Annotated in this window: 28 protein-coding genes; 14 read left to right on the top strand and 14 right to left on the bottom strand. The window is 63.6% G+C overall.

Features of this window, described 5'->3' with window-relative positions:
• Window positions 1-174: 174 nt before the first annotated feature.
• The 8 genes from rsd to INS93_RS16620 all read right to left on the bottom strand — a co-directional run bounded on the left by rsd (window position 175) and on the right by INS93_RS16620 (window position 7,540).
• Window positions 175-648 (bottom strand): sigma D regulator, encoded by a 474-nt coding sequence (rsd, locus tag INS93_RS16655; protein ID WP_160016838.1) that lies wholly within the window; start codon window positions 646-648, stop codon window positions 175-177.
• Window positions 649-884: 236 nt separating this feature from the next.
• The gene (locus tag INS93_RS16650) at window positions 885-1,376 is read right to left on the bottom strand and encodes a disulfide bond formation protein B (protein ID WP_192983985.1); all 492 of its coding nucleotides are present in this window, start codon (window positions 1,374-1,376) and stop codon (window positions 885-887) included.
• A 151-nt stretch (window positions 1,377-1,527) separates the two neighbouring features.
• Complete coding sequence (locus INS93_RS16645) at window positions 1,528-2,775, bottom strand: heme biosynthesis HemY N-terminal domain-containing protein (RefSeq protein ID WP_192983983.1); 1,248 nt, start codon at window positions 2,773-2,775, stop codon at window positions 1,528-1,530.
• Window positions 2,772-3,902, bottom strand: coding sequence for a uroporphyrinogen-III C-methyltransferase (locus INS93_RS16640; RefSeq protein ID WP_160016841.1), 1,131 nt, complete (start codon window positions 3,900-3,902; stop codon window positions 2,772-2,774). Before INS93_RS16640 ends, INS93_RS16645 begins: the two co-directional genes overlap by 4 nt.
• Window positions 3,903-3,914: 12 nt before the next feature.
• Window positions 3,915-4,685: a uroporphyrinogen-III synthase gene (locus INS93_RS16635; protein ID WP_192983980.1), complete on the bottom strand. Its 771-nt coding sequence runs from the start codon at window positions 4,683-4,685 to the stop codon at window positions 3,915-3,917.
• The gene (hemC, locus tag INS93_RS16630) at window positions 4,682-5,620 is read right to left on the bottom strand and encodes a hydroxymethylbilane synthase (protein ID WP_160016843.1); all 939 of its coding nucleotides are present in this window, start codon (window positions 5,618-5,620) and stop codon (window positions 4,682-4,684) included. The genes INS93_RS16635 and hemC overlap by 4 nt, the downstream gene beginning before the upstream one ends.
• Before the next feature lie 94 nt (window positions 5,621-5,714).
• Window positions 5,715-6,461 carry a LytR/AlgR family response regulator transcription factor gene (locus tag INS93_RS16625; RefSeq protein WP_074677846.1) on the bottom strand — a complete coding sequence of 249 codons (747 nt, stop codon included), beginning with the start codon at window positions 6,459-6,461 and terminating at the stop codon, window positions 5,715-5,717.
• Window positions 6,458-7,540 (bottom strand): sensor histidine kinase, encoded by a 1,083-nt coding sequence (locus INS93_RS16620; protein ID WP_192983977.1) that lies wholly within the window; start codon window positions 7,538-7,540, stop codon window positions 6,458-6,460. Before INS93_RS16620 ends, INS93_RS16625 begins: the two co-directional genes overlap by 4 nt.
• 232 nt (window positions 7,541-7,772) lie before the next feature.
• On the opposite strand from INS93_RS16620, the gene argH reads away from it, so the two are divergent.
• The 8 genes from argH (at window position 7,773) to INS93_RS16580 (ending at window position 15,206) form a co-directional block, all read left to right on the top strand.
• The gene (gene argH, locus INS93_RS16615) at window positions 7,773-9,167 is read left to right on the top strand and encodes an argininosuccinate lyase (RefSeq protein WP_192983974.1); all 1,395 of its coding nucleotides are present in this window, start codon (window positions 7,773-7,775) and stop codon (window positions 9,165-9,167) included.
• Between the two features lie 35 nt (window positions 9,168-9,202).
• On the top strand, window positions 9,203-9,445 hold the full coding sequence (locus INS93_RS16610; protein ID WP_192983972.1) for a hypothetical protein: 243 nt from the start codon (window positions 9,203-9,205) through the stop codon (window positions 9,443-9,445).
• 21 nt (window positions 9,446-9,466) lie between these two features.
• Complete coding sequence (locus INS93_RS16605) at window positions 9,467-9,946, top strand: GNAT family N-acetyltransferase (protein ID WP_192983969.1); 480 nt, start codon at window positions 9,467-9,469, stop codon at window positions 9,944-9,946.
• 71 nt (window positions 9,947-10,017) lie between these two features.
• Window positions 10,018-10,770 carry an endo alpha-1,4 polygalactosaminidase gene (locus INS93_RS16600; protein WP_226945569.1) on the top strand — a complete coding sequence of 251 codons (753 nt, stop codon included), beginning with the start codon at window positions 10,018-10,020 and terminating at the stop codon, window positions 10,768-10,770.
• A gap of 26 nt (window positions 10,771-10,796) precedes the next feature.
• Window positions 10,797-11,072, top strand: a complete 276-nt coding sequence (locus INS93_RS16595) for a hypothetical protein (RefSeq protein WP_017678311.1) — start codon at window positions 10,797-10,799, stop codon at window positions 11,070-11,072.
• A gap of 53 nt (window positions 11,073-11,125) precedes the next feature.
• Window positions 11,126-11,977 carry a substrate-binding periplasmic protein gene (locus INS93_RS16590; RefSeq protein WP_420707317.1) on the top strand — a complete coding sequence of 284 codons (852 nt, stop codon included), beginning with the start codon at window positions 11,126-11,128 and terminating at the stop codon, window positions 11,975-11,977.
• Window positions 11,974-12,228: a TIGR02647 family protein gene (locus INS93_RS16585; RefSeq protein ID WP_021487644.1), complete on the top strand. Its 255-nt coding sequence runs from the start codon at window positions 11,974-11,976 to the stop codon at window positions 12,226-12,228. The genes INS93_RS16590 and INS93_RS16585 overlap by 4 nt, the downstream gene beginning before the upstream one ends.
• Before the next feature lie 119 nt (window positions 12,229-12,347).
• Complete coding sequence (locus INS93_RS16580; protein WP_192983966.1) at window positions 12,348-15,206, top strand: class I adenylate cyclase; 2,859 nt, start codon at window positions 12,348-12,350, stop codon at window positions 15,204-15,206.
• Between the two features lie 125 nt (window positions 15,207-15,331).
• Here INS93_RS16580 and rnk read toward each other — a convergent pair whose 3' ends face one another.
• From rnk to INS93_RS16560, 4 genes are all read right to left on the bottom strand, one after another.
• The gene (rnk, locus tag INS93_RS16575; protein ID WP_192983964.1) at window positions 15,332-15,739 is read right to left on the bottom strand and encodes a nucleoside diphosphate kinase regulator; all 408 of its coding nucleotides are present in this window, start codon (window positions 15,737-15,739) and stop codon (window positions 15,332-15,334) included.
• A 117-nt stretch (window positions 15,740-15,856) separates the two neighbouring features.
• Window positions 15,857-16,054 (bottom strand): DUF1289 domain-containing protein, encoded by a 198-nt coding sequence (locus INS93_RS16570; protein ID WP_160016851.1) that lies wholly within the window; start codon window positions 16,052-16,054, stop codon window positions 15,857-15,859.
• Window positions 16,044-16,376, bottom strand: a complete 333-nt coding sequence (gene cyaY, locus INS93_RS16565; RefSeq protein WP_017678304.1) for an iron donor protein CyaY — start codon at window positions 16,374-16,376, stop codon at window positions 16,044-16,046. Before cyaY ends, INS93_RS16570 begins: the two co-directional genes overlap by 11 nt.
• A gap of 68 nt (window positions 16,377-16,444) precedes the next feature.
• Window positions 16,445-17,482, bottom strand: coding sequence for an AraC family transcriptional regulator (locus tag INS93_RS16560; RefSeq protein WP_192983962.1), 1,038 nt, complete (start codon window positions 17,480-17,482; stop codon window positions 16,445-16,447).
• A gap of 169 nt (window positions 17,483-17,651) precedes the next feature.
• Here INS93_RS16560 and lptM point away from each other — a divergent pair, with 169 nt between their 5' ends.
• From lptM to INS93_RS16530, 6 genes are read left to right on the top strand one after another with little or no spacing between them, the layout of a single operon-like run.
• Window positions 17,652-17,777, top strand: coding sequence for an LPS translocon maturation chaperone LptM (gene lptM / locus INS93_RS16555; protein ID WP_017361215.1), 126 nt, complete (start codon window positions 17,652-17,654; stop codon window positions 17,775-17,777).
• A gap of 13 nt (window positions 17,778-17,790) precedes the next feature.
• Window positions 17,791-19,038 carry a diaminopimelate decarboxylase gene (lysA, locus tag INS93_RS16550; RefSeq protein ID WP_160016853.1) on the top strand — a complete coding sequence of 416 codons (1,248 nt, stop codon included), beginning with the start codon at window positions 17,791-17,793 and terminating at the stop codon, window positions 19,036-19,038.
• Between the two features lie 10 nt (window positions 19,039-19,048).
• Entirely contained in the window at window positions 19,049-19,879 is an 831-nt protein-coding gene (gene dapF, locus INS93_RS16545; protein WP_192983960.1) for a diaminopimelate epimerase, read from the top strand.
• On the top strand, window positions 19,876-20,574 hold the full coding sequence (locus tag INS93_RS16540; RefSeq protein ID WP_075744829.1) for a DUF484 family protein: 699 nt from the start codon (window positions 19,876-19,878) through the stop codon (window positions 20,572-20,574). Before dapF ends, INS93_RS16540 begins: the two co-directional genes overlap by 4 nt.
• Window positions 20,575-20,631: 57 nt before the next feature.
• Window positions 20,632-21,534, top strand: a complete 903-nt coding sequence (xerC, locus tag INS93_RS16535) for a tyrosine recombinase XerC (protein ID WP_192983958.1) — start codon at window positions 20,632-20,634, stop codon at window positions 21,532-21,534.
• Window positions 21,531-22,232: an HAD family hydrolase gene (locus INS93_RS16530; RefSeq protein ID WP_192983956.1), complete on the top strand. Its 702-nt coding sequence runs from the start codon at window positions 21,531-21,533 to the stop codon at window positions 22,230-22,232. Before xerC ends, INS93_RS16530 begins: the two co-directional genes overlap by 4 nt.
• Before the next feature lie 194 nt (window positions 22,233-22,426).
• Here the strand turns inward: INS93_RS16530 and sutA are convergent, their stop codons facing one another.
• Window positions 22,427-22,750: a transcriptional regulator SutA gene (sutA, locus tag INS93_RS16525; RefSeq protein ID WP_192983954.1), complete on the bottom strand. Its 324-nt coding sequence runs from the start codon at window positions 22,748-22,750 to the stop codon at window positions 22,427-22,429.
• Window positions 22,751-22,827: 77 nt separating this feature from the next.
• Entirely contained in the window at window positions 22,828-23,253 is a 426-nt protein-coding gene (locus INS93_RS16520; protein WP_192983951.1) for a secondary thiamine-phosphate synthase enzyme YjbQ, read from the bottom strand.
• Window positions 23,254-23,332: the final 79 nt, after the last annotated feature.

The following is a 23,332-nucleotide window of genomic DNA, read 5'->3' as shown; positions in this document are numbered from 1 at the left end:
GACGCGGCCCTGCGTAGGAGCCCCGCCCCGGGGCGAAGCTTTTCAAGTGCGTTCAAGTGCGCACCGTCCTGATTAGCGGCGAGGCGCCGCTCCTACAAACTTGATGCGTCGACGCTTAGCTGATTGGCATCAACCTGAAGGCCCGGAGTGCTCCGGGCCATTGCCAGTACGAGTTCAGAGCGCTTCGGCGGCCTGTTCCTGATGCGCGTTGTGCAGCACTTCGATCAGGCAGTCTTCCAGTTCGAAGCGCTCGTGCAGCAACTGCCCCAGATGATTGAGCTCCGCCACCAGCGACGTGCTGTCGCGGCAATCGCCGTTGTCGCAATGATCGTTGAAGGTCAGCGCGACCGCCGTAATGGCTTCGATGCGTGGGTAGATCTGCTTGGCCAGTTCCAGACCACGCTGATCATTGAAGGCCTTGGCCTCGTTGGTCAGCTGCTCGTAGACCTCAAAGTGTCCAGCAGACACGTAGTCCACCAGCAACTCGCAGAACCCCTGCAGAGACTCACCGTTGATGGCTGGCGCCTGCGGCGCCTTGGTAAGGGCGGTGTAAGCCAGCACAAGTTCGCGGCGTTCACCCAGCCAGCGGTCAATCAACTGGTGAACCCCACCCCAACGTTCCTGTGCGTTCTGGCAACTCTCAAGCATGATGAACCTCGCTTCCCTTATCGATAATGCCTGTTATACGTCCGCTCCCGAGACGTTATTCTGTCAATCGGTGCTTGGCCTTGGGAAGGCAACCGCAAAATGGCATTTTTCCGGCGGTGCGTGCGAGCCAGATTATGCCCGTGGGCACCCACCATCAAGGCATCGCCGCGAGAAAGTTTCATACGAGCGTTTAATCTCGAAGCCACGACCCGCGTGGCTTCGTGCAATTCGCATTCTCAATTGCGACGCAGCAGCTGGAACAGGCAAAACCCGAGCATGCCGATGAAACCAAGCAGGCTCCACTCGGGGATGCTCATGCCGAACAGCGTCCAGTTGACCTCAGCACAGTCCGCCGTACCACGGAACACCTTGCTGACGATCTCCTGCAGAGGAAAAGCCTCGATCATGTACTCAAGACCCGGCAGGCAAGCTTCGAGCTGGTCGGCTGGCACGCTCTGCAGCCAGATCTGCCGGCCGGCGGTAGCGGCACCAGCACCGGCAAACAGCAAGGCCAGCATGGCGTAGATGCGGCGGCCGAAACTACCGGGCCCATGGATCGCTGCGATCAGGCAGACCACACCGAACAGAATCACGCAGATACGCTGCAACACGCACATCGGGCAGGGTTCCAGCCCGACGACATGTTCCAGATAAAGGGCAACCGCCATCAGCATTACGCAGCCGATGAATGCCAGGAAAAACAGGGGACGCGGGCTGGCCAAGTGCATGGTGGCTCCGGGAGGGAAATCGAGGGCAGTACGGTAGAGGAAAGCGAGGGCGCCTTTCAAGGCGCCCCATGAATCAGAGCAGGCTATTCATCATGCCCGAACGCCCCTCCGTCCGCACAGCGAGCCAGCTGTGGCAATCGGCCGCATCCGTTCAGACTGTCACGCCCTGCGGTTGCGGCAGCGGCGGCAAGCCCTGATGCAGCAGGCCGAGACTTTCCAGCAACAGCTGATTGCTGCGTTCCAACTCGCCCAGTTGCGCCAGCAGACGCGCCAGCTCTGCGCAGGTCTCCGGGTGGCGCTCGATTTTCAGACTGGTCTCGAAATAATCACGCGCCTTGCCCCACAACTGGTTCTGCAGGCACAGGCGGCCCAGGCTCAGCAACAAGGCAGGGTCCTGCGGATGCTGCTTGAGCCAGAGCTCGGCCGTTTGCAGCTGACGCGCCGGGTCGGCGCCACGCAGCACACCGTAAAAACGGGCCAGACGGCTGTCGTAACCGCGCTTGAGCGCGCTACGCAGAACCTCCTCGGCTTCTTCCTGCGCCCCCAGTCGACGCAGTTGCTCGACATAGGTGGCGATCAGCTCAGGCTCCTGACGCAGCGGCGCGGAGAGTTGCTGCCAGGCTTGTGTCAGCGGCTGCAGTGCGGTTTCGCCATGGCCCTGACCAGCCAGGCCGGCATCGGCCAGGCGACCGCGCCAGGTCTCGCGCTCCAACTCATCGAGTTCTGCTGCAGGCAACGCCTTTTCCTTGCGCAACTCGGGCAGCAAGCCGAGCAGCGCCGACCAGTCCTGACGCTGCAGATACAGACGCTGCAGCTGACGCAACACCAGATGGTGCCCCGGGTGACGCTCACGCATGACCTGCAGGGTTTGCAGCGCCGCATCAGTGTCGCCACGGTTGCGTTGCAGCTCGGCGTGGGTCAGAGCGATCGCCAATTCGGCCTGGGGTTGCTTGTTCAGTGCGCGTTCGAGCAATGCGTCGCTCTGCTCGTGTTCTCCAAGCTTGCTGGCGGCCCGAGCAGCGCCAAGGTAGTACATCAATGGCTGACTGTCGGCTTCGGCGGCACGGGTCAGCTGGCGCTGGGCACGCGCCCAGCGACCTTCGGCCAGATCGAGCATGCCCTGCTCGGAAGCCAGGCGCACACGGCGGTTGCGATGCAGGCGCGACCAGGGGTTGGCCAGCCGCGTCGAACTGAGCAACAAACGCAACATCCATTTGATCAGGTAGTACAGCACCACCACGACCACCAGCAAGCCAAGGAACGCCCACAGGCCGGACTGGTAGCGAAAGCCCTTGTAGGCGAACAGCACATAACCGCGATCAGCCTCGATGGCCAGACTGAGCAGATACAGCCCGGCGGCGACGGCCAGCAATAACAGAAGCCAGATCAGGCGTCTCATTGCGCCTCCTCGGCCGCAGCGGCCCCCTGCCGGCGTTGCGCCTGTTTGCGTTGCAGGTAGGCCTGCAGCGCATCGAGCGACTCGCTCAGGTCCGGCACCTTGACCTCGATGCTGGCGTCAGCCAGCTCGGTGAAGCGCTGGCGCAGCGCACGGCTGTCCGGGTTGTCCAGGTTGAAGTGGGCGTCGAGGATTTCCTCGGCCTGCTTCAGCGACTGCTTGTACACACCGGTCTGACCATGCAGCGCAGCCCATTGCGCCTGTTCCAACGCCAGCGACAGACTCAGGCGAACCTGCGACAGGCTTTGCCCGGACAGCAACGGACGCACGTTGCGATCGGCGTCGAACTCGATGCGGAAGTAGTCGGAGAGCTTCTTCACCCACTCGCTCCACCAGGCACTGCCGTCGCCTTCGGCTGCCAGATCGGAGAGCACGTCGCCCTGCCCTTCGAAGGTCGGCGCCAGGGGATTGAGCGTTGCCGCCTGCTCACGCAGGGCACCCAGCTGCAGGAACAGACCGACACGATCCGGGCGCGCCGTGGTACGCAGGGCTTCGAGACTACGGCTGAGCTGCTCGCGCGCAGCGAAGGCGGCAGGGTCGTCCTGCTCGCGGAGAATTTCATCGGCGGCCAGCACCAGCGCTTCGGCGCTGGCGACATCCTGCAGCGCGGACAACCTCAAGGTGGCCAATCGCAGTAGGTGTTCAGCCTCATCCAGGCGCCAATCCTGGCGACTGCCATCGAGCACGCTTTCCAGGCGCTGACTCATGCGCTGCTGATCGCTCTGCAGGTTGGCCAGCAGGCGGCGACGCTCGTCCAGTTCAGCCGCACTGGGCAGGGCGGACAGGCGCGAATCGAGGCGCTGAGCCAATTCGTCCACTTTCTTCGCGCTGTCGTCGCGGGTGCGCTGCAGGTCTTCGGCCTGCTGCTGGTCCCGGCTCTGCATTTCATGCAATTGCCAGAGGCTCCAGCCGCCGGCACCTGCACCTGCCAGACCAATCAGCAGGGCGAACGCGGCAAGGCCGCTACCACCGCTGCGCGATGCCTTCACCGGTGGCGGTGTGGGTGTGGGTTTCACGGCTTCGTTGGCCGGTTTTTCTTCTGGCGTGTTCGGGGTGGATGCTTCGCTCACGTATCCGTCCTTTTAGAGGGCGGCAGCCGGAAACTGCTCCAAAGCTGCCTGCAAGGCCGCGGCACTGGCGCCGCGACAGTCCACAACGATCTGTGCACCCGCAGCGTGAGCCTGTTCGGCGACACGCGGGCTAGGTACGAACAAGGGTAGCCGAGCCAACGCCGGCCAGTCATCGCCGGCTAGCTGCAGCAGATGCTCGAAACCCTGCCCACTGCTGACAACCAGGCCATTCAGGCGTTCCGCTCGCACCTGTCGGCTCAGCTCGCCCGGCGCATAATGGGGCAGCACGCGGCGATACAGTGGCAGATAGTCGACCGTCACGCCTTGGCCGCGCAAGCGCTCGGCGAGTAATTCTCGGCCACCCTCGCCACGCAGGATCAGCACGCGCGGCGTAGATGTCGCGGCGATGGCCTGCTGCAGCGCAGGCAGAGCGAGCAACGCTTCGCTGTCATCGCCCGAGTCTGGAAAATGCACGCACAAGCCTTGCTCGGCGAGTACCGCAGCGGTAGCGGCGCCGACACTGTACCAAGGTAGATAGGGTGTCGGCGCCCCATGTTGTGCCAGGCGCTGCAGGCCAATCCGGGCTGCCGGCTTGCTGACCACGATCACCGCGCAGTAGCGCTGCAACTCGGCAAAGGTGCTGCGCTGCTCGGGTGTCTCGTCCAGCGTCTCGATGGCCAGCAGCGGCATGCAGTGGCTTGCGATCCCCTGCGCGGCCAGGGTCTGCGCCAGCGCCGCACAGTCCTCGGCAGGACGGGTCAGCAACAGGCGCCAAGTGCTCAAGGGTGACCGGCCTCACCGTATACAGCCTGGAGAATGGCATCGGCCCCTTGCGCCAACAGCGCCTCGGCAACACGTACACCCAGGGCTTCGGCGTCGCTACTGGCGGCGCGATCTTCGGCGCGCAGCAACAGGCCGCCGTCAGGCTGGCCGACCAGGCCGCGCAGCCACAGCTGATCATCTTCGAGCAGGGCATAGCAGGCGATGGGCACCTGGCAGCCGCCGTTGAGATGCTTGTTCAGCGCACGCTCGGCGGTGACGCGCAGCGCGGTTTCACGGTGATGCAATGGTGCCAGCAAGGCATGCACGTCGCTGTCGGCACTGCGGCACTCGATGCCCACCGCGCCCTGGCCACCGGCAGGCAGGCTGTCCTCGGCGCTGATCGAACTGCGGATACGATCCTCGAACCCCAGACGGATCAGACCGGCAGCGGCGAGGATGATCGCGTCGTACTCGCCGGCATCGAGCTTGGCCAGGCGGGTATTGACGTTGCCACGCAGGAACTGGATTTTCAGGTCAGGCCGGCGCGCCAACAATTGAGCCTGACGGCGCAGGCTGGAAGTACCGACCACGCTGCCGGGCGGCAACGCATCGAGGCTGGCATAGGTGTTGGAGACGAAGGCGTCGCGCGGGTCTTCACGCTCGCAGATGCAGTACAGGCCCAGCCCTTCGGGAAAGTCCATCGGCACGTCCTTCATCGAGTGCACGGCAATGTCGGCCTCGTTTTCCAGCAGTGCGGTTTCCAGCTCCTTGACGAACAGCCCCTTGCCGCCGATCTTCGCCAGCGGCGCGTCGAGCAGCTTGTCGCCGCGGCTGACCATGGGCACCAGACTGACCTTCAGACCGGGATGAGCCTGCTCCAGACGGGCTTTGACATGTTCGGCCTGCCAAAGGGCCAGGGCGCTCTTACGGGTGGCGATGCGAATTTCGCGGGACATGAGGCAATTCCAGTAAACCGATTGCCGCGAATCATAACAGGCTCGCCCGACGCCGGCTGAAGGAGGCGGCCATAGGCCGCAGCCGACGTGCCCTCTAGAGAGCCTGCATCAGTTTACGTACACCAGCCACATGGCGGCGGCTGACCACCAGCGAATCGCCGTCCAGACCTTTGAGGAAGAGTTGAAAGTGTCCAAGCGGGGTGCGCTGCAGGCGCTCGATGCGCTCACGCGCCACCAGCGCATTGCGGTGGATACGCACGAAACGGTCACCGAACTCGTCTTCCAGCGCCTTCAACGGCTCATCCAGCAGGACTTCGCCGCCTTCGTGACGCAGGGTGACGTATTTGTGGTCGGCGATGAAGTAGACCACGTGATCCAGTGGAATCAGCTCGATGCCCTTGCGAGTGCGCGCGCTTATGTGGGTACGCGGGCCTCCGCCAGTCTCCGCTGCGGGACGAGTCAGGGCGGCCAGCTGCACACGATTGGGCCGCTCGGCCTTTTTCAGCGCTTCGCTCAGGCTCTCCGGGCGCACAGGCTTGACCAGATAGCCCACCGCGCTGACCTGGAAGGCTTCCAGGGCGAATTCATCATGGGCCGTGCAAAAGATCACAGCCGGCGGCGCTTCGCGCTCACACAATTTGGCAGCGACCTGCAGGCCGTCGAGGCCAGGCATGCGGATATCCAGCAGGACCACATCCGGCTTGAGGCTATCAATCAGGGTCAGGGCTTCCTCGCCGTTGCTCGCGGCGGGCTCCAGGACCCGGTAACCCTCGAGCTCACCGACCATGCGGCTCAGGCGCTCGCGGGCAAGGGGTTCGTCATCGACGATCAGGACATTCATATTGCTCTGGCTTCCTGCGTGAGTCTCGCACAAGGATAGCGTAGACAGCTGTAATGACGGCCGTCACGGCGCTCCACGCTGAGACTCGCGCGCGGCCCAAAAAGTGCCGCCAGGCGCGCATCGATATTACTCAGCGCTTGGTGCGTTCCCCGTGACGGGTGCTGCTCGCCCCGCTCTTCATACGGATTGCTGACACACAAGCTGAACACACCTTCCTGGTAATCCGCTTCGACCCGCACCAGGCCACCTTCGATAAGCGGCGCGATGCCATAGATCAGCGCATTCTCCAACAGAGGCTGCAGGGTCAGCTGGGGAATCGGCAGATCCTCCGGCACACCTTCTACCTCCCACTGCAACTGTAGTCGCTCGCCGAGCCGATAGTGCTCGATCGACAGATATCGTTTCGCCAGCTCCAGTTCCTCCTTCCACGGCACCAGCGTGCCAGGTTTGGCCAGGCTGGCGCGAAACAGATCTGACAGGTCCAGCACCGCCTGCTCGGCCTTGTAAGGATCGAGCGTGACCAGACTGGCGATGCTGTTGAGGCTATTGAACAGAAAGTGCGGTCGTATCCGCGCCTGCAACGATTCGATCCGCGCACGCAGCTCGGCCTGTTCCTGCCGACGCCATTGGCTCTGCAGATAGAAATAGCGTAGCAGCAGTGCGGACATGATCAGGCTGATCAACGCATGACGCAGATAAAGATTTACTTCACCATTGCGCGGTAGCGGACCGCCCAGCTCGTAATAGTCGGCCACGGCCGTACAACTCAGGGTCAGCACCACCACCAGCGCACAGCATAGGCCGCCAGCCAGCGCCGGCCGCAGGCGCGCCAGCAAGGGCCGCAATCGACACAGCACGGCAGCCGACAGCAGCACGATCCACTGCACGAACAGTGACGTCAGGGCCAGGCGTACCCAGTCGAAGCCTGGCGTCATCGGCTCGGCGAGCACCAGCACCAGTACCAGCAACTCGGCAAGCAGCACCATGCTCAGCATCGCTTCTGACTGGCACAGCTCCGGGACGAAGAAGTCGTCGATAGCGGCGTTGTATTTTTTCTTGGCAGAGGATTGTGTGTGCATCGACGCAGTTTCCTTGTCGCCCTGCGAACCGGCAAGCCAGGCGGCACCAGCCGGACAAAATAAAGCACTGAAATGCCGCCTTCCGGACAAAATTGTGAAGCAGCCGACACCGCCATCGAACGCCCAACGGCGAACGTGGCCCGGCGAAACCCCTGCGGACCCTGTTATTATCGACGCACTTTGTCCGCCATGCTGGCCGCCGATGCGGCTTGCCCGATCCCGAGCCCAAATCATGAGCAGCGAAAAAACCAACCAATCCTGGGGCGGCCGCTTCAGCGAGCCTGTCGACGCCTTCGTCGCCCGCTTCACCGCCTCGGTCGAATTCGACAAGCGCCTGTATCGCCACGACATCATGGGCTCCATTGCCCACGCCAGCATGCTGGCCAAGGTCGGCGTACTCTCCGATGCCGAGCGTGACGCCATCATTGATGGGCTCAAGCAGATCCAGGGCGAGATCGAAGCAGGCCAGTTCGACTGGCGCGTCGACCTGGAAGACGTGCACATGAACATCGAGGCACGTCTGACCGACCGTATCGGTGTCACTGGCAAGAAACTGCACACTGGTCGTTCGCGCAACGACCAGGTGGCCACCGATATCCGTCTGTGGCTGCGTGACGAAATCGACCTGATCCTGGCCGAGATCACTCGCCTGCAGCAGGGCCTGCTGGGCCTGGCCGATGCCGAAGCGGACACCATCATGCCGGGTTTCACCCATCTGCAGACTGCGCAGCCGGTGACCTTCGGTCATCACCTGCTGGCCTGGTTCGAGATGCTCAGCCGCGATTACGAGCGCCTGGTCGACTGCCGCAAGCGCACCAACCGCATGCCGCTGGGCTCGGCGGCGCTGGCCGGCACCACCTACCCGATCCAGCGTGAAATCACTGCACAATTGCTCGGCTTCGATGCCGTTGGCGGCAACTCGCTGGACGGCGTATCGGATCGCGACTTCGCCATCGAATTCTGTGCAGCCGCTTCGCTGGCGATGATGCACCTGTCGCGCTTCTCCGAAGAACTGGTGCTGTGGACCAGCGCCCAGTTCCAGTTCATCGACCTCCCGGATCGTTTCTGCACAGGCAGCTCGATCATGCCGCAGAAGAAGAACCCGGACGTGCCCGAACTGGTGCGCGGCAAGACCGGCCGCGTGTTCGGCGCCCTGACAGGCCTGCTGACCCTGATGAAAGGCCAGCCGCTGGCCTACAACAAGGACAACCAGGAAGACAAGGAACCGCTGTTCGACGCCGCCGACACCCTGCGCGATAGTCTGCGCGCCTTCGCCGACATGGTGCCGGCGATCAAGCCCAAGCGCGAAATCATGCGTGAAGCCGCGCTGCGCGGCTTCTCCACCGCCACTGACCTGGCCGACTACCTGGTGCGTAAAGGCCTGCCGTTCCGCGACTGCCACGAGATCGTTGGCCATGCTGTGAAGTACGGCGTCGACAGCGGCAAGGACCTGGCCGAAATGAGCCTGGACGAGCTGCGCCAGTTCAGCGACCAGATCGAGCAGGACGTGTTCGCCGTGCTGACTCTGGAAGGCTCGGTGAATGCCCGCAACCACATCGGCGGCACCGCGCCAAATCAGGTGCGTGCAGCGGTGGTGCGCGGTCGCGAACTGCTGGCCAGCCGCTAAGCGCGGCTCGGCGAGAAACGGGAAAAGGAGTTCCCATGCCTGAATTACTGCTGCGCGGCTTGGCGCTACTGGCCGAGATCGCGCTTGAAGTCATCATCGGCTACGTCTTCTACACGACCGGCTGGCTGGCGCTGCGACTGCTGACGCTGGGCCGCTACCCAAACCTGCCACTGCGCGTGGACGACCCGATGGGCTCACGCACTGCCTGGGTCGCAACGTTCGGCTTCCTCTGCCTGGTTGGCCTGCCCCTGACGTGGCTGACCGTCACTTACAGCTGAACGCTGCCACGAGACATTTCCATGCCTATAGACATCCGCCCCGCCACTCCCGATGACGCCGAGCTGATCCTGCGCTTCATCACCGACCTGGCCATCTACGAAAAGGCCGAGCACGAGGTGAAGACTGACGCGGCCGGCATCCGCGACAGCCTGTTCGCCGAAGGCAGCCCCGCCCATGGTCTGATCTGCGAGAACGACGGCCAGCCCATTGGCTATGCGGTTTACTTCTTCAATTATTCCACCTGGCTGGGCAAGCACGGCCTCTACCTCGAAGACCTCTACGTCAGCCCCGAGGCTCGCGGACTGGGCGCCGGCAAGGCGCTGCTGCGCCACCTGGCACAACTGGCCGTGGAAAGAGGCTGCGGCCGCTTCGAGTGGTCGGTGCTGGACTGGAACACCCCAGCCATCGATTTCTACGAGTCCTTCGGCGCCCGCCCGCAGAGTGAATGGACGACCTATCGCCTGACCGGCCAGGCCTTGCTGGACTTCGCCGCAGGCTGAGCAAGCCAGCGCCTGGCCGGGGCAACAGCTCTGGCCTAAGGTAATTACACCTCCACCTGCTCTGGACCATCATGCGCACACTCCTCGCACTGCTCAGCTTTATCGCCCCGGCACTGACGGCAGCGACACCGGTCACCATGCCCGTCAACGCATCCTGGCACATGCAGCTCGATGGCAAACTGCAAACACCTAATCGCCTGGTCTATGACATCGACCTGTACGACACGCCCATGCAAACCATCACCAATCTCAAGGCGGGCGGCCGTATCGTTATCTGCTATTTCAGCGCGGGCACCTGGGAGGATTGGCGCAGCGACGCTCAGGCCTACCCCACGGCGGCGCTGGGCAAAGCATTGCCAGATTGGCCTGGCGAGCGTTGGCTCGACTATCGCCGTGACGATGTACGCCAACTCCTCGCCAAACGTCTGGATCTGGCTGTCGACAAGGGCTGCGACGCTGTCGATCCGGACAACGTGGACGGCTACAGCAATGACAATGGCCTTAGCCTGACGGCAGCCGAGCAAATAGACTTCAATCGTTGGCTGGCCAGTGAGGCACACAGCCGCGACCTGAGCATCGGCCTGAAGAATGCCGTGGAACTGCTGCCTGAGCTTGGCGACTACTTCGACTTTGCCATCAACGAGAGCTGCTATCGCTACAACGAATGCGAGGGTTACAGTCACATGCGCAGCCAGGGCAAACCAATCTTCATCGCCGAATACCGCACCCTCAATACGAATCTTTGCAGTCGAGCCGCTAACTCCGGCTTTCGTCTGCAATTCTTCAAAGTCAGCCTGAAGGGCGTCGGCGTACCCTGCGACTGAGCCTGCGTCAGAACACGAGAGGAACCATGAGCCAAAATAACGAGCAAGAAGACGAAGACTTCGCCGAAGCCACCCTGATTCAGGCCATCGAAAACCAGCTGGAAAGCGGTGAGCCCGCCGCCGCCAAGGCGGTTTACAACAAGCTGACGCTGGTCGGTTACGAGCGTGAGGAGATCCTCGAGCTGATGGCGCTGGTCCTGGCTCACGAAGTCGACGCCATGCTGCGCGAAGACCGCCCCTTCGATGGCGCCTGGTATGAGCAGGCCCTGCGCGCCCTGCCGGAGCTGCCGGAAGAAAACTGAGCAACGATTGATCCAGGCCAATAGCCGGACTGGCAAGCAGATTGCTACTGTCAATGCCAACCCCGACCAGGAAGGCACCGTCTGCGATGGCCTGTCAGTCGACTCAAGCTCTTGCTCTGCTTGTCTTCACGCTCTGCTTGAGCGGCGCCTGCATTGCTCGCGCCGAAACGCCGCGTATTGGTGCCGAAGATGACTGGTACCCCTACACCGCTCTGCGCAATGACAGGATCGAGGGCATGTCGGCAGACATCGTCCGCGCAGCGTTCAGTGCCAGCGAAACGTCCGTCGAGCTGGCGCCCTACCCCTATTCGCGCTGCATGGAACTGGCGCGCTCAGGCAGCCTGGCAGGCTGCTTCAACACCACGCCTGACGCGCACATCCGCGCGGAGTTCCTGTTACCGCAGGAGGTGCTGTTCAGCGACGACATTCTGCTCTGGGGCCATGCGGGGGATGCGGCAATAGATGATCTGGACGCCATCCGCGGCAAACGCGTGGCAGTCACCATCGGTTATACCTACGGCGAGCACTTCGACAGCTATGCGGATATCCAGCGCATTGCGGTGCGGCGCGATATCAATGGCTTTCGCATGCTGCAACGCGACCGCGTGGACTACGTCATCGCCTTTCGCGGCACTACCGACGCACTGCTGCGCGAGAACCCCGACTTGGTCGGCCAATTCAAGGCGCTGACCAGGGTGCATCGCCCGCCACTCTATCTGACGTTCTCTCGCCAGCATCCGCAGGCTGCTGCCTTGCTGCGAGACTTCGATGCCGGCATGCGGCGCATCAGGCAGGATGGCACCTACCACCAAATTCTCACCAACTGGCAGCTCAGCGATGGGCAGAGCTCGGTACATGGCTCTACACTGCAAGAGCGCCATAACGACAAGACGGAGTCACCATGAAGTCATTCACCGCTGACCTGATCGACGAGCTGGAAATCCTCGCCCTGTACAACCTGGACAATCATCAGGAGGGCCTAAAGGTGCATAACAACGCTTCATTCAAGGCGCAGGGCGCCATCACCCGTCTTCACGAAAAAGGCCTGGTGAGCCAAGCCGACGGCGGCTACCTGACCAGCCTGGGCATCGATGCCGCCGAGCATGCACAGGCGCTGCTGACCATTCTATCGACCCGCCAGACCACCTCCGCTTGATCCAAGCCGCCCGCTGGCCGCCCTTCAGGGAAAGGCGCGGCGGGCGATATAGCGTCAAAGGCACTGCACTGGCGAGCCTACCGCTGATAGGCTTGCCGCATCTGCAGTAGAGTTCGAGCATGACGCGCACGCAGGAAATACGCCCCGATATCGATGACGGCATCGACCGCAAGGTGCTGACGCAACTGCGCGCGCGCTTTCTGCAGATCAATCAGGGTCGCCTGCAGCGGGCCATGGAAGCGCTGTCCACGCGGCAACAACTGGTCCTCAAGCTGTTGCCGCTGCTGCTGCACGTCAATCATCCACTGCTGCCCGGCTATGTCTCGGCCAGCACACCGGCCGGTCTCAGCGGCTTCGAACCGGATGATGCCAGCCTCGCTGAAGTCCAGCGGCTGACCCGTTCCTTCGTTTATAAACCGCGCCGTGGCCAGGGCGCGGCGCCGTTGCATGGACTGTTTCTGATGGGCAGCCTGGGCACCGTGGCACAGGCCGAACAGAGCGATATGGACCTGTGGCTATGCCATTCGCCCAACCTCACGGCGCAGGAACTGCAGGACCTGCGCAAGAAGTGCGATCAGCTGGAAAGCTGGGCCGCCACCCAGGGCGCCGAGGTGCATGTCTTTCTGGTCGACCCGCAGCGCTTCACCCAGGGTGCGCGCGAGGCGCAACTGAGCTCCGACGACTGCGGTACCACTCAGCATTATCTGCTGCTCGACGAGTTCTACCGCACGGCCATCTGGCTCGGCGGTCGTACGCCGCTCTGGTGGCTGGTGCCGGTCTACGAGGAAGCGCGCTACCACGACTACTGCCGCACCCTGCTGAGCAAACGCTTCGTTCGTGCCGAGGACGTACTCGACCTCGGCAACCTGGCGCATATCCCACCGGAAGAGTTCATCGGCGCCGGCATGTGGCAGCTGTACAAGGGCATCGAGTCGCCCTACAAATCGGTACTCAAACTTTTGCTCACCGAGGTCTACGCCAGCGAGCATCCCAAGGTCGAGTGCCTGGCGCTGCGTTTCAAGCGGGCGGTGTTCGAAGGCCGCCTGGACCTCGACGAACTCGACCCCTACATCGTCGTCTACCGTCGCCTGGAAGAGTATCTGAGCGCGCGTGGCGATCAGGAAAGGCTGGAGCTGATTCGCCGCTGCCTGTACCTGAAGGTCAACAAGAAGGTCAGCCGTCCACCGACACGCGGCCGCGCAAAAAGCTGGCAACGCCTGCTGCTCGAGCGCCTGACGGCGGAATGGGGCTGGCAGAGCCGCCAGCTCAACGTGCTCGACAGTCGCAGCCAGTGGAAGGTGCGCCAGGTCGCCGCCGAGCGCCGCGTGCTGGTCAACGAGCTGACCTACAGCTACCGCTTTCTCTCGCAGTTCGCCCGCAGTGCCGAGGCCGGCAGTTCGTTGAACACCCGTGACCTCAACGTGCTGGGCCGGCGCCTGTATGCAGCCTTCGAGCGCAAGGCTGGCAAGGTGGAGTTCATCAACCCCGGCATCGCCCCGGACCTGGCTGAAGACACCCTGACCCTGGTCCAGCACCCCAGTCCCGAGGTACCCAACGAATACCAGTGGGCGCTGTTCAACGGCAGTCTGGGCGCCCAGGAGTGGAGCGACTTCGCCCCTCTGAAGCGCTCGCGCGAACTGATCGAACTGCTCGCCTGGTGCCATCGCAATGGCGTCATCGACAGCAGCACGCGCCTGTCGCTGCATCCGGGCAGCAGCGACCTGACCGATTTCGAACTGTCCAACCTGATCGGCAGCCTGCAACAAAGCTTCCCCTTGCCGCAGCCCAGCGTCGAAGAAGCCGCCCTGCTGCGCGCCAGCATCCCCAGCCAGGTGCTGTTGCTGGTCAATGTCGGGGTCGACCCGCTCAAGCAGCACAGCCAGATGAATGTACACATGACCACCGGGCGCACCGATGCGCTGGGCTATTCAGGGGTACGCGAGAACCTGGTACTGACCCTCGATCAGGTGGTGCTCAACAGCTGGAACGAACTGCAGGTCAGCCGCCATGACGGCACCGATGCTCTGCTCGACTGCCTGCGCGACCTGCTCAACAGCTTGCCGATCGGCGGCCCGCAACCCCAGGTACAGGTGCGCTGCTACTGCCGTAATCGTGCGCAACCGATCGCAGAACGCGTCGACGAGCTGCTGCGCGACCTGCTCAATACCTATGCCGAAGGTCGCCAGTCACGCTATCTGGTGCAGGTACGCCAGCATTACCACGTGTTGCAGCTGACACCCGGCCAGGTCAGTCACGCTGCGCTGGGTGATCTGCCGGCACTGCTGGAGCACCTCGGCGCGGAGCAGGAGCTTTACAGTCCCCTGCATCTGGACCGCCATGCCCTCGATGGCGACGACCTCGCACTGATCCTGCCCATGGGCCGCCCGCAGTGCATACAGGTGTTCTACCGCCTGCACGAAACCAACGGCGAAGCGGAGCTGACCCTGCTCGATGAACGCAACGCGCTCTGGCGTCGGCGCCTGCCATTTCGTGATGAGCAGAGCCTCCTGACACCGATCCATCGCTTCCTGCAGTCATTGCTGTATCGGCGCAATGCCATGCTGCCGCTGGATGGCGCCGACAACCAGCCGCCCCTGGAAATTCTCTACTATCAACTGCTACCAGCGGCACCATTACGCGCTCAGCGCCTCGAGCGCAGACCGGCGCCCGAGGCGCAGGTCAGCCATCCGTTCTACGATGTGCAGGCCATCGTCGAGCCAGGCGACGGTCGCCAGCGCCATGTCACCCTGTACTGCAACCATCGCGAGTTTTCCGAGCTGGAGTACGGCCGCGAGCTGTATCGCGCCGTGGCGCAACACATCCTCTCTCAGCGTGCCGGCGGCGAGCGCTATCCCTGCTACATCACCGACCTGGATCTGTCCGCCCTGCTGGCCGGACAACAGGCACAGACCGTGCACTACCTGCGCTACAAGAGCGAACTGGAGAATGCACTGAACGCGGCGCTGCAGCAGGCCTAGTATCGCGACATGGATGTTCTGCGGCTGTCCGCGGGGCACCACGCAGGAGGGGCAAACCCGCGATTGGTGCACTGGTCCAACAGCGGGTTCCTGTGAAAAAAGGCGCAAAGCTGCGCCCTCGAGGCTTAGCGGTCGTATTCGCCGGCTGCTTCCGGCTGATACTCGACGGCCAGCAAGGTCAGCTTGAGCTGCTTGCCGCCCGGCGCGGGCCAGTCGATATGCTGACCGACGGACAGACCGAGCAAGGCGCTGCCGACTGGCGCGAGGATGCTGACCTTACCTTCGCCGCCAGCATCCTGCGGATAAACCAGGGTCAGGTGATAGTCCTTGCCGCTGCTCTCCTCGCGGCAGTGCACGCGCGAGTTCATGGTCACCACACCGGCCGGCACCTCGTCGTGCCCCACCACGTCGGCACGATCCAGCTCGGCCTGCAGCGCTGCCGCGCCAGGACCGAACTCGTCCAGGCTGTCGAGCAGGCGCTCCAGACGCTGCAGATCGAGGCGAGTAATGGTGATGGTCGTTGTGCTGTTCATGATGCCGGGCGGACTCCTTGCGTAAACCATAAAAAAGCAAAACCCCGCCCGAAGGCGGGGTTCAGCTGAATGTCTGTCGACCCTAACACAGCCGGATAAATAAACAAGACCGCCGGGTCAGTGCGCCCGTTTGCGCTCGCGCAACCGCTGCTCGGCGGCCTGGCAGATCAAGCGCCTTCGCGCGTTATCGGCTGCGCCCCAGTCGAGAATCTCCTGCAGGGTACGACCACAACCGAGGCACTGCTCATGCTCGTCGAGGCAACACTGGCGCCGACACGGCGAATCCAGCGGCTTGTGCGCGGGGTCAGAGCTCATCGAACTCCAGCTCGGCGCCCGACTGCTCGAGGGTGATGCGCACCAGCATTTCACCGAGCTGCTCGTCGCTGGTGTCGCAGATCCAACGGCCATCGGCCTCGTCGTAATCGAAGTGGAAACCACCGGAGCGCGCCGCCAGCCACAGCTGACGAATCGGTTCCTGGCGGCTGAAGATCAGCTGACTGCCATTGTCGAAACGTACCGTCAGCACACCGGCGCTGTTTTCCAGATCGACGTCCAGACCACTGTCGTCGAAGATGTCCTCCACCGCTTGCTGGGTGGCATCGACCAGGTCGTGAAAGCGGGCTTCGCTCAGGCTCATCGGGGTGTCCTCACAAGGTGCAGCGACTGCAGAAAAATTAGACGAAAACGCAAGACCAGAGTAGCGGCCTAGGCGCAAAGGTGGCGACGGTACTCGCCCGGACTCATTCCCGTCCAGCGACGAAATGCGCGCGCCAACGAACCCGACTCACTGAAGCCGACCAGAAAGGCGATTTCTGCCAGCTCCAGCGCGGGGTCACGCAGGTAGTGCAACACCAGTTGCTGGCGGGTTTCATCGACCAACTGGCTGAACGACAGCCCGCCCTCACGCAAGCGCCGCTGCAGGGTCCTGGGGCTCAGCGCCAGGGTAGCGGCAATGGCCTCCAGATCAGGCCCCTGTTCCGGCAACTGGCGCGCCAGCTCCAGGCGAGCCTGATCGAGCACGCTGTTGCCCTGATTGAGTTCGGCCAACAGGCGATCGGCGTAGGCATCGAACATGCCACGCACCTGAGCATCGGCCTGGTTCAGCGGCACCGCGAGCAAACGTTTGGGAAAGATCAGGGCATTGTCGGGTTGATCGAACAGCACCGGGCAGCGAAAGATGCGCGCGTGCTCAGAGGTATCCGCCGGCGCCGGATGCTGGAAGCGCACCTCGGTCGGCGCGATGTCCAGACCGCTGATCCAGCGTCCGAAACTGACCCAGCCGGCCAGGGTTTCTTCACTCAGCTGGCGCTGCTGCTGCGCCAGCAACGGCTGCCAGCTGTGGGCGACCAGTGGCTCGCTGTCGGGCCGAGCGGGCTCGTCGTCAAGCACGACCTGTCCCAGATTGCCAACCAGCGAGGCATAGCGCGCCTGGCGGTGCAGCGCGTCGGCCAGGGTTGCGCAGCTCATGATCAGGTAACCGAGCACGCCGTAATAACCCGGCCGTACCGATTCCCCCAGATGCAGGCCCAGATCCGGGTCGCCGGTCAGGCGCACGCCCTCGCCCAGCAGCGTCAGATAAGCACTGGCCGCGATGCGCTGATCGCGCTGGCTCAGAGCTTCAGGGCCGAGCTGGGCATGGGCAAGCAACGCCTCGGGGGCGACCCCCTGGCGCTGCAGGTGTTCGACCAGCCCTTGCAGGTAGGCCACAGAGACCGAGCCGGCCAGAATCGCAGGATTGTCCATCGGGGCTCCTCGTTACTCGCCGCATGCTAACCCAAGCCGGCACGATTGCCTCCGATGGACGCACGCAAATCGAGCCGGCGCCCCGCCAGGCGGGCGCCGGGCGCATAGGCAAGGTGGCAGGGGGTCGGTATACTCCGGCGCAATTCACGCTTATTTCAAGGACTGCCCCATGAAGCGACTGACCCTCGCGCTCCTCGCCGCCGTTTGCCTGCTGGCCGGCTGCGGTCAGAAAGGCCCGCTGTACCTGCCGGGCGACGACAACGCCGGCAACAGCCGAGACCGTTTCGAACTCTGACAGGAGCTGCACCATGGAAGCCTTCAACTACCGCGACGGCGAGCTGTTCGCGGAAGGCGTTGCCTTGTCTGCGCTGGCGCAGCGCTTCGGCACGCCCACCTATGTCTATTCCCGCGCCCATATCGAGGGGCAGTATCGCGCCTATGCCGATGCCCTGGCCGGCATGCCGCACCTGGTCTGCTTCGCAGTCAAGGCCAACTCCAATATCGGCGTATTGAACGTGCTGGCGCGCCTCGGTGCCGGCTTCGACATCGTTTCCAGCGGTGAGCTGGAGCGCGTGCTGGCCGCCGGTGGCGAGCCGAGCCGCATCGTCTTCTCCGGCGTTGGCAAGAGCCGCGACGACATGCGCCGCGCGCTGGAAGTCGGCGTGCACTGTTTCAACGTCGAATCCAGCGTCGAACTGGAGCGCCTGCAGAAGGTCGCCGCCGAGCTGGGCGTCAAGGCGCCCGTCTCGCTGCGCGTCAACCCGGACGTGGACGCCGGTACCCATCCGTACATTTCCACCGGCCTCAAGGAAAACAAGTTCGGCATCGACATCGAGCAGGCGGAAGCGGTCTACGCCCGCGCCGCCGAACTGCCGAACCTGGAAGTGATCGGCGTCGATTGCCATATCGGCTCGCAGCTGACCACCCTCGAGCCCTTCCTCGATGCCCTGGATCGCCTGTTGCTGCTGATCGACAAGCTGGCCGCGCGCGGCATCACCATCAAGCATCTGGATCTCGGCGGCGGCCTCGGCGTGCAGTACCGCGACGAGCAACCGCCGCTGGCCGGCGACTACATCACCGCCGTGCGCAAGCGCCTGCAAGGCCGTGACCTGGGCCTGGTGTTCGAGCCGGGCCGCTTCATCGTCGCCAACGCCGGCGTGCTGCTGACTCAGGTGGAATACCTCAAGCACACCGAGCACAAGGACTTTGCCATCGTCGATGCGGCGATGAACGACCTGATCCGCCCCGCCCTCTATCAGGCGTGGATGGAGGTGTCGCCGGTGCAGCCGCGTGAAGGCGAGTCGCGCAACTACGACCTGGTCGGGCCGATCTGCGAGACTGGTGACTTCCTGGCCAAGGATCGTCAACTGGTGCTGGCCGAAGGCGATCTGCTTGCCGTGCGCTCGGCCGGTGCCTACGGCTTCGTCATGAGCTCCAACTACAACACCCGCGGCCGCGCCGCCGAGGTGCTGGTAGATGGCGAGCAGGCTTACGAGGTGCGTCGTCGCGAGACCGTCCAAGAGCTCTATGCCGGCGAAAGCCTGCTGCCGGCCTGAGGGCGACGTCATGCTATTGCGCTTTACCAAGATGCACGGCCTGGGCAATGACTTCATGGTCCTCGACCTGATCAGTCAGCACGCTCACGTGCAACCCAAACATGCCAAGCAATGGGGCGACCGCCACATCGGTGTCGGCTTCGACCAACTGCTGATCGTCGAGCCGCCGAGCCACCCGGATGTCGACTTCCGTTACCGCATCTTCAATTCCGACGGTTCGGAAGTGGAGCAGTGCGGCAACGGCGCACGTTGCTTCGCCCGCTTCGTACTGGACAAGCGCCTGACCACCAAGAAGGTCATTCGCGTCGAGACCAAGAGCGGCATCATCGAGCTGCGCGTGCAGAACGACGGCCAAGTCTGCGTCAACATGGGCGCACCGCGCCTGGAGCCGGCACAGGTGCCATTCCAGGCCGAGCAGGCGGCGCTGACCTATCGCGTCGATGTCGAGGGCCAGAGCGTCGAGCTGGCTGCGCTGTCGATGGGCAACCCGCATGCCGTGCTGCGCGTCGACGACGTCGACAGCGCACCCGTGCACGAGCTGGGGCCGAAGCTGGAACACCATCCACGCTTCCCGCAGCGGGTCAATGTCGGCTTCCTGCAGATACAGGATCGCAAACGTGCACGCCTGCGCGTGTGGGAGCGTGGTGCCGGCGAAACCCTGGCCTGCGGCACCGGCGCCTGCGCGGCGGCCGTCACGGCAATTCGCCAGGGCTGGATGGATTCGCCCGTGCAACTGGAACTGCCAGGCGGCAAACTGTCCATCGAATGGGCAGGCGAAGGTCAGCCGGTTATGATGACCGGGCCCGCTGCCCGCGTATACGAAGGACAGGTTCGCCTATGACCGACCAGCAGGATTCGCCCAAACCGCTCGATTCGGAAACGGTCGCGGCCTATTTGCGCCTGCACCCGGAGTTCTTCATCGACCATGAAGAACTGATTCCCGAGTTGCGCATTCCGCACCAGCCCGGCAACGCCGTGTCGCTGGTCGAACGCCAGGTCAAGCTGCTGCGCGAGCGCAACATCGAGATGCGCCATCGCCTCGGCCAACTGATGGACGTGGCGCGCGACAACGACCGCCTGTTCGACAAGACCCGTCGCCTCGTGCTGGACCTGCTCGATGCCGGCAGCCTCGAGGAAGTGGTCGGCGTGGTCGAAGACAGCCTGCGCCATGAATTCCAGGTGCCCTTCGTTGGCCTGATCCTGTTCAGCGACAACAAGCTGCCGGTCGGTCGCTCGGTCAGCTCGGCCGAGGCGCATCAACAGGTCGGCGGCCTGCTCAGCGGCGGGAAGACCATCTGCGGCGTATTGCGCCCGCACGAGCTGGAGTTTCTCTTCGGCAAGGAAGACGCACCGCAAGTCGGCTCCGCCGCCGTGGTCAGCCTCAACCATCAGGGCCTGCATGGCATTCTCGCCATCGGCAGCGCCGACCCGCAGCACTACAAGAGTTCGCTCGGTACCTTGTTCCTCGGCTACATCGCCGAAGTACTGGCACGTGTCGTGCCCGGTTTCTCTACACCGCTGCGTTCGGTACGCTAGGTCGTGTAGGGTGGATGGCGAAGCTCATCCACCTTCGGCCCGTTCGGAACCCGACACGTGACACTTGAAGCCCATCTCGACGCCTACATCGAGCACCTGCGCCGCGAGCGCCAGGTGTCGACGCATACCCTCGACGGCTATCGGCGCGACCTCAGCAAGGTGCGGGCATTCTGCGAAGCCGAAGGCCTGAGCGACTGGGCCGGGCTGGATACACGCAACCTGCGCCGCCTGGTCGCCCGCCTGCATCAGCAGGGTCTGGCAAGCCGCAGCCTGGCGCGCCTGCTTTCGGCCACCCGCGGCCTCTATCAATATCTGTTGCGTGAAGGCCTGTGTCGTCACGATCCGGCGACTGGCCTGAGCCCGCCAAAACGCGAGCGCCGCCTTCCCCGCACCCTGGACGCCGACCGCAGCGCGCAACTGCTCGACGGCGCGGTGGAGGACGACTTCATCGCCCGCCGCGATCAGGCCATGCTCGAGCTGTTCTATTCCTCGGGCCTGCGTCTGTCCGAACTGGTCGGGCTCGATCTCGACGGCCTGGACCTGCCAGCCGGCCTGGTGCGCGTACGCGGCAAGGGCAACAAGGTGCGCGAGCTGCCGGTCGGCAGCATGGCGCGACAGGCGCTGGAGCAGTGGTTGCCGCTGCGCAAGCAGGCCAACCCTAGCGATGGCGCGGTATTCATCAGCCAACAGGGCCGTCGCCTGGGGCCTCGTGCCGTGCAACTGCGCGTGCGCCAGGCCGGCGTGCGCGAGCTGGGCCAACACCTGCATCCACACATGCTGCGCCACAGTTTCGCCAGTCATATGCTGGAGTCTTCGCAGGATCTGCGCGCGGTGCAGGAGTTGCTCGGTCACGCCGATATCGCCACCACTCAGATCTATACCCACCTGGACTTCCAGCACCTGGCCAACGTCTACGACCAGGCCCATCCACGTGCCAAGCGCAAAGGCGGTTCCGAATGAGCATTGAACTGATCACCTTCGACCTCGACGACACCCTGTGGGACGTCACCCCGGTGATGCAGGATGCCGAAGCCGCCCTGCGTAATTGGCTGGCCCTGCATGCGCCGCGCCTGGGCGCGGTGCCGGTCGAGCATCTGTGGGCGGTACGCAGCCGTCTGCTCGACGCCGACCCGATGCTCAAGCATCGCCTCAGCGAGCTGCGCCGGCGCATTCTGTTTCACGCCCTGGAGGACGCCGGCTACCCGCACAGCGAAGCGCAGTCGCTGGCCGAATCGGGATTCCAGGTCTTTCTCAGCGCCCGCCATCAGGTCGAACTGTTCACCGAGGTACACCCGACGCTGGAGGCCTTGGCCGAGCGCTTCATGCTCGGTGTGATCACCAATGGCAATGCCGACGTGCGTCGCCTGGGCCTGTCGGATTACTTCCAGTTCGCCTTGTGTGCAGAAGAACTGGGCATCGGCAAACCTGACCCGAAACCCTTTCGTGAAGCCCTCAGCCGCGCAGGTGGTGTGGCGGCCGAGCGCGCCGTGCACATCGGCGATCACCCCAGCGACGACATTGCCGGTGCTCAGGCCGCCGGCATGCGCGCGATCTGGTTCAACCCGCAAGGGCGAGCCTGGGAAGGTGAAACCACGCCGGACGCGCAGATCGCCAGCCTGGCCGAGTTGCCAGCACTGCTTTCCAGCTGGACGCGTTAATGCCGCCCCCCTTGTAGGAGCCCGCTTGCGGGCGATAAGGACGTCGGCAAGTGGATCGCCCGCAAGCGGGCTCCTACGAGATGCCGGCGCGGGCATACTGCGCCCCCCCTTGATCTGCACCGCCGCGGATTGCCGCCAGGGATGGCGGACACAAAAAACCCGCCACATGGGCGGGTTCTCGCAGCGAGCCGTCCTCAGATGGGGCGGCTGCCGTATTTGCTGTCGGGCTTCTTGGGTGGGTCGGCGACCACGTTGGGCTCCACCTCCTGCACCTTGCCACCACGGGAGAGAAACTCTTCCATGGCACGCGCCAGGGCATCACGCTCCTTCTGCTTGGCTTCGATGCTGGGCAACTCATCGACTTCAACGGCTTTGGCCTTGCTCTTCTTGCCGCTGGCTACGACCGCACCATCGCCTTCATCGTCGCCGCTGTCGCCGTCGTCGGCAGCAGCCAGCTCCTCGCCATCGTCCTCGTCAGCCCCTTCCAGGTCGTCTTGTTCCAGGTCTTCGTCGCTCATGTTCAACCTCATGACTTGCGAAAAGCAGATTAGTTATAGCCCAGTCGCACGATGTGCACCGCACGACCGGAAAAAATTCAAATAGCCTCGCCATGCAAGGTCGCCACCACTCGCCGAACACCGCCATGATCGCGATGCTCACCGAGGTAGATCCCCTGCCAGGTCCCAAGCACCAGCTGTCCATGCTGTATCGGCAGCTGTAGCTGAAAGCCCAGCAGACTGCCCTTAAAGTGCGCCGGCAGATCATCCGGCCCTTCGTAATCGTGCTCGTAGCCCGCCTCACCCTGCGGCACCAGACGATTGAAGAAGCGCTCGAAATCGCGGCGTACCGCGGGGTCGGCGTTCTCGTTGACCGTCAGCGATGCCGAGGTGTGCTGCAACCACAGATGCAACAGACCGACACGTACCTGCGCCAGTTCCGGCAATGCTGCCAGCACCTCTTCGGTCACCAGATGAAAACCGCGCTCACGCGGACGCAGGCTGATGATGCGTTGCTGCCACATGCCGTTCTCACTCTCGATGGCTCCAGCGCGCGCATTCTAGCGTGCTGCCAGAAAAAACAAAGGGCGCCCGAAGGCGCCC

The organism is Pseudomonas sp. EggHat1 (genome assembly GCF_014892995.1).
GTDB lineage: Bacteria > Pseudomonadota > Gammaproteobacteria > Pseudomonadales > Pseudomonadaceae > Aquipseudomonas > Aquipseudomonas chaetocerotis.
Note: the sequence above shows the minus strand (reverse complement) of the source record. Positions and strands in the feature narration are given on the sequence as shown.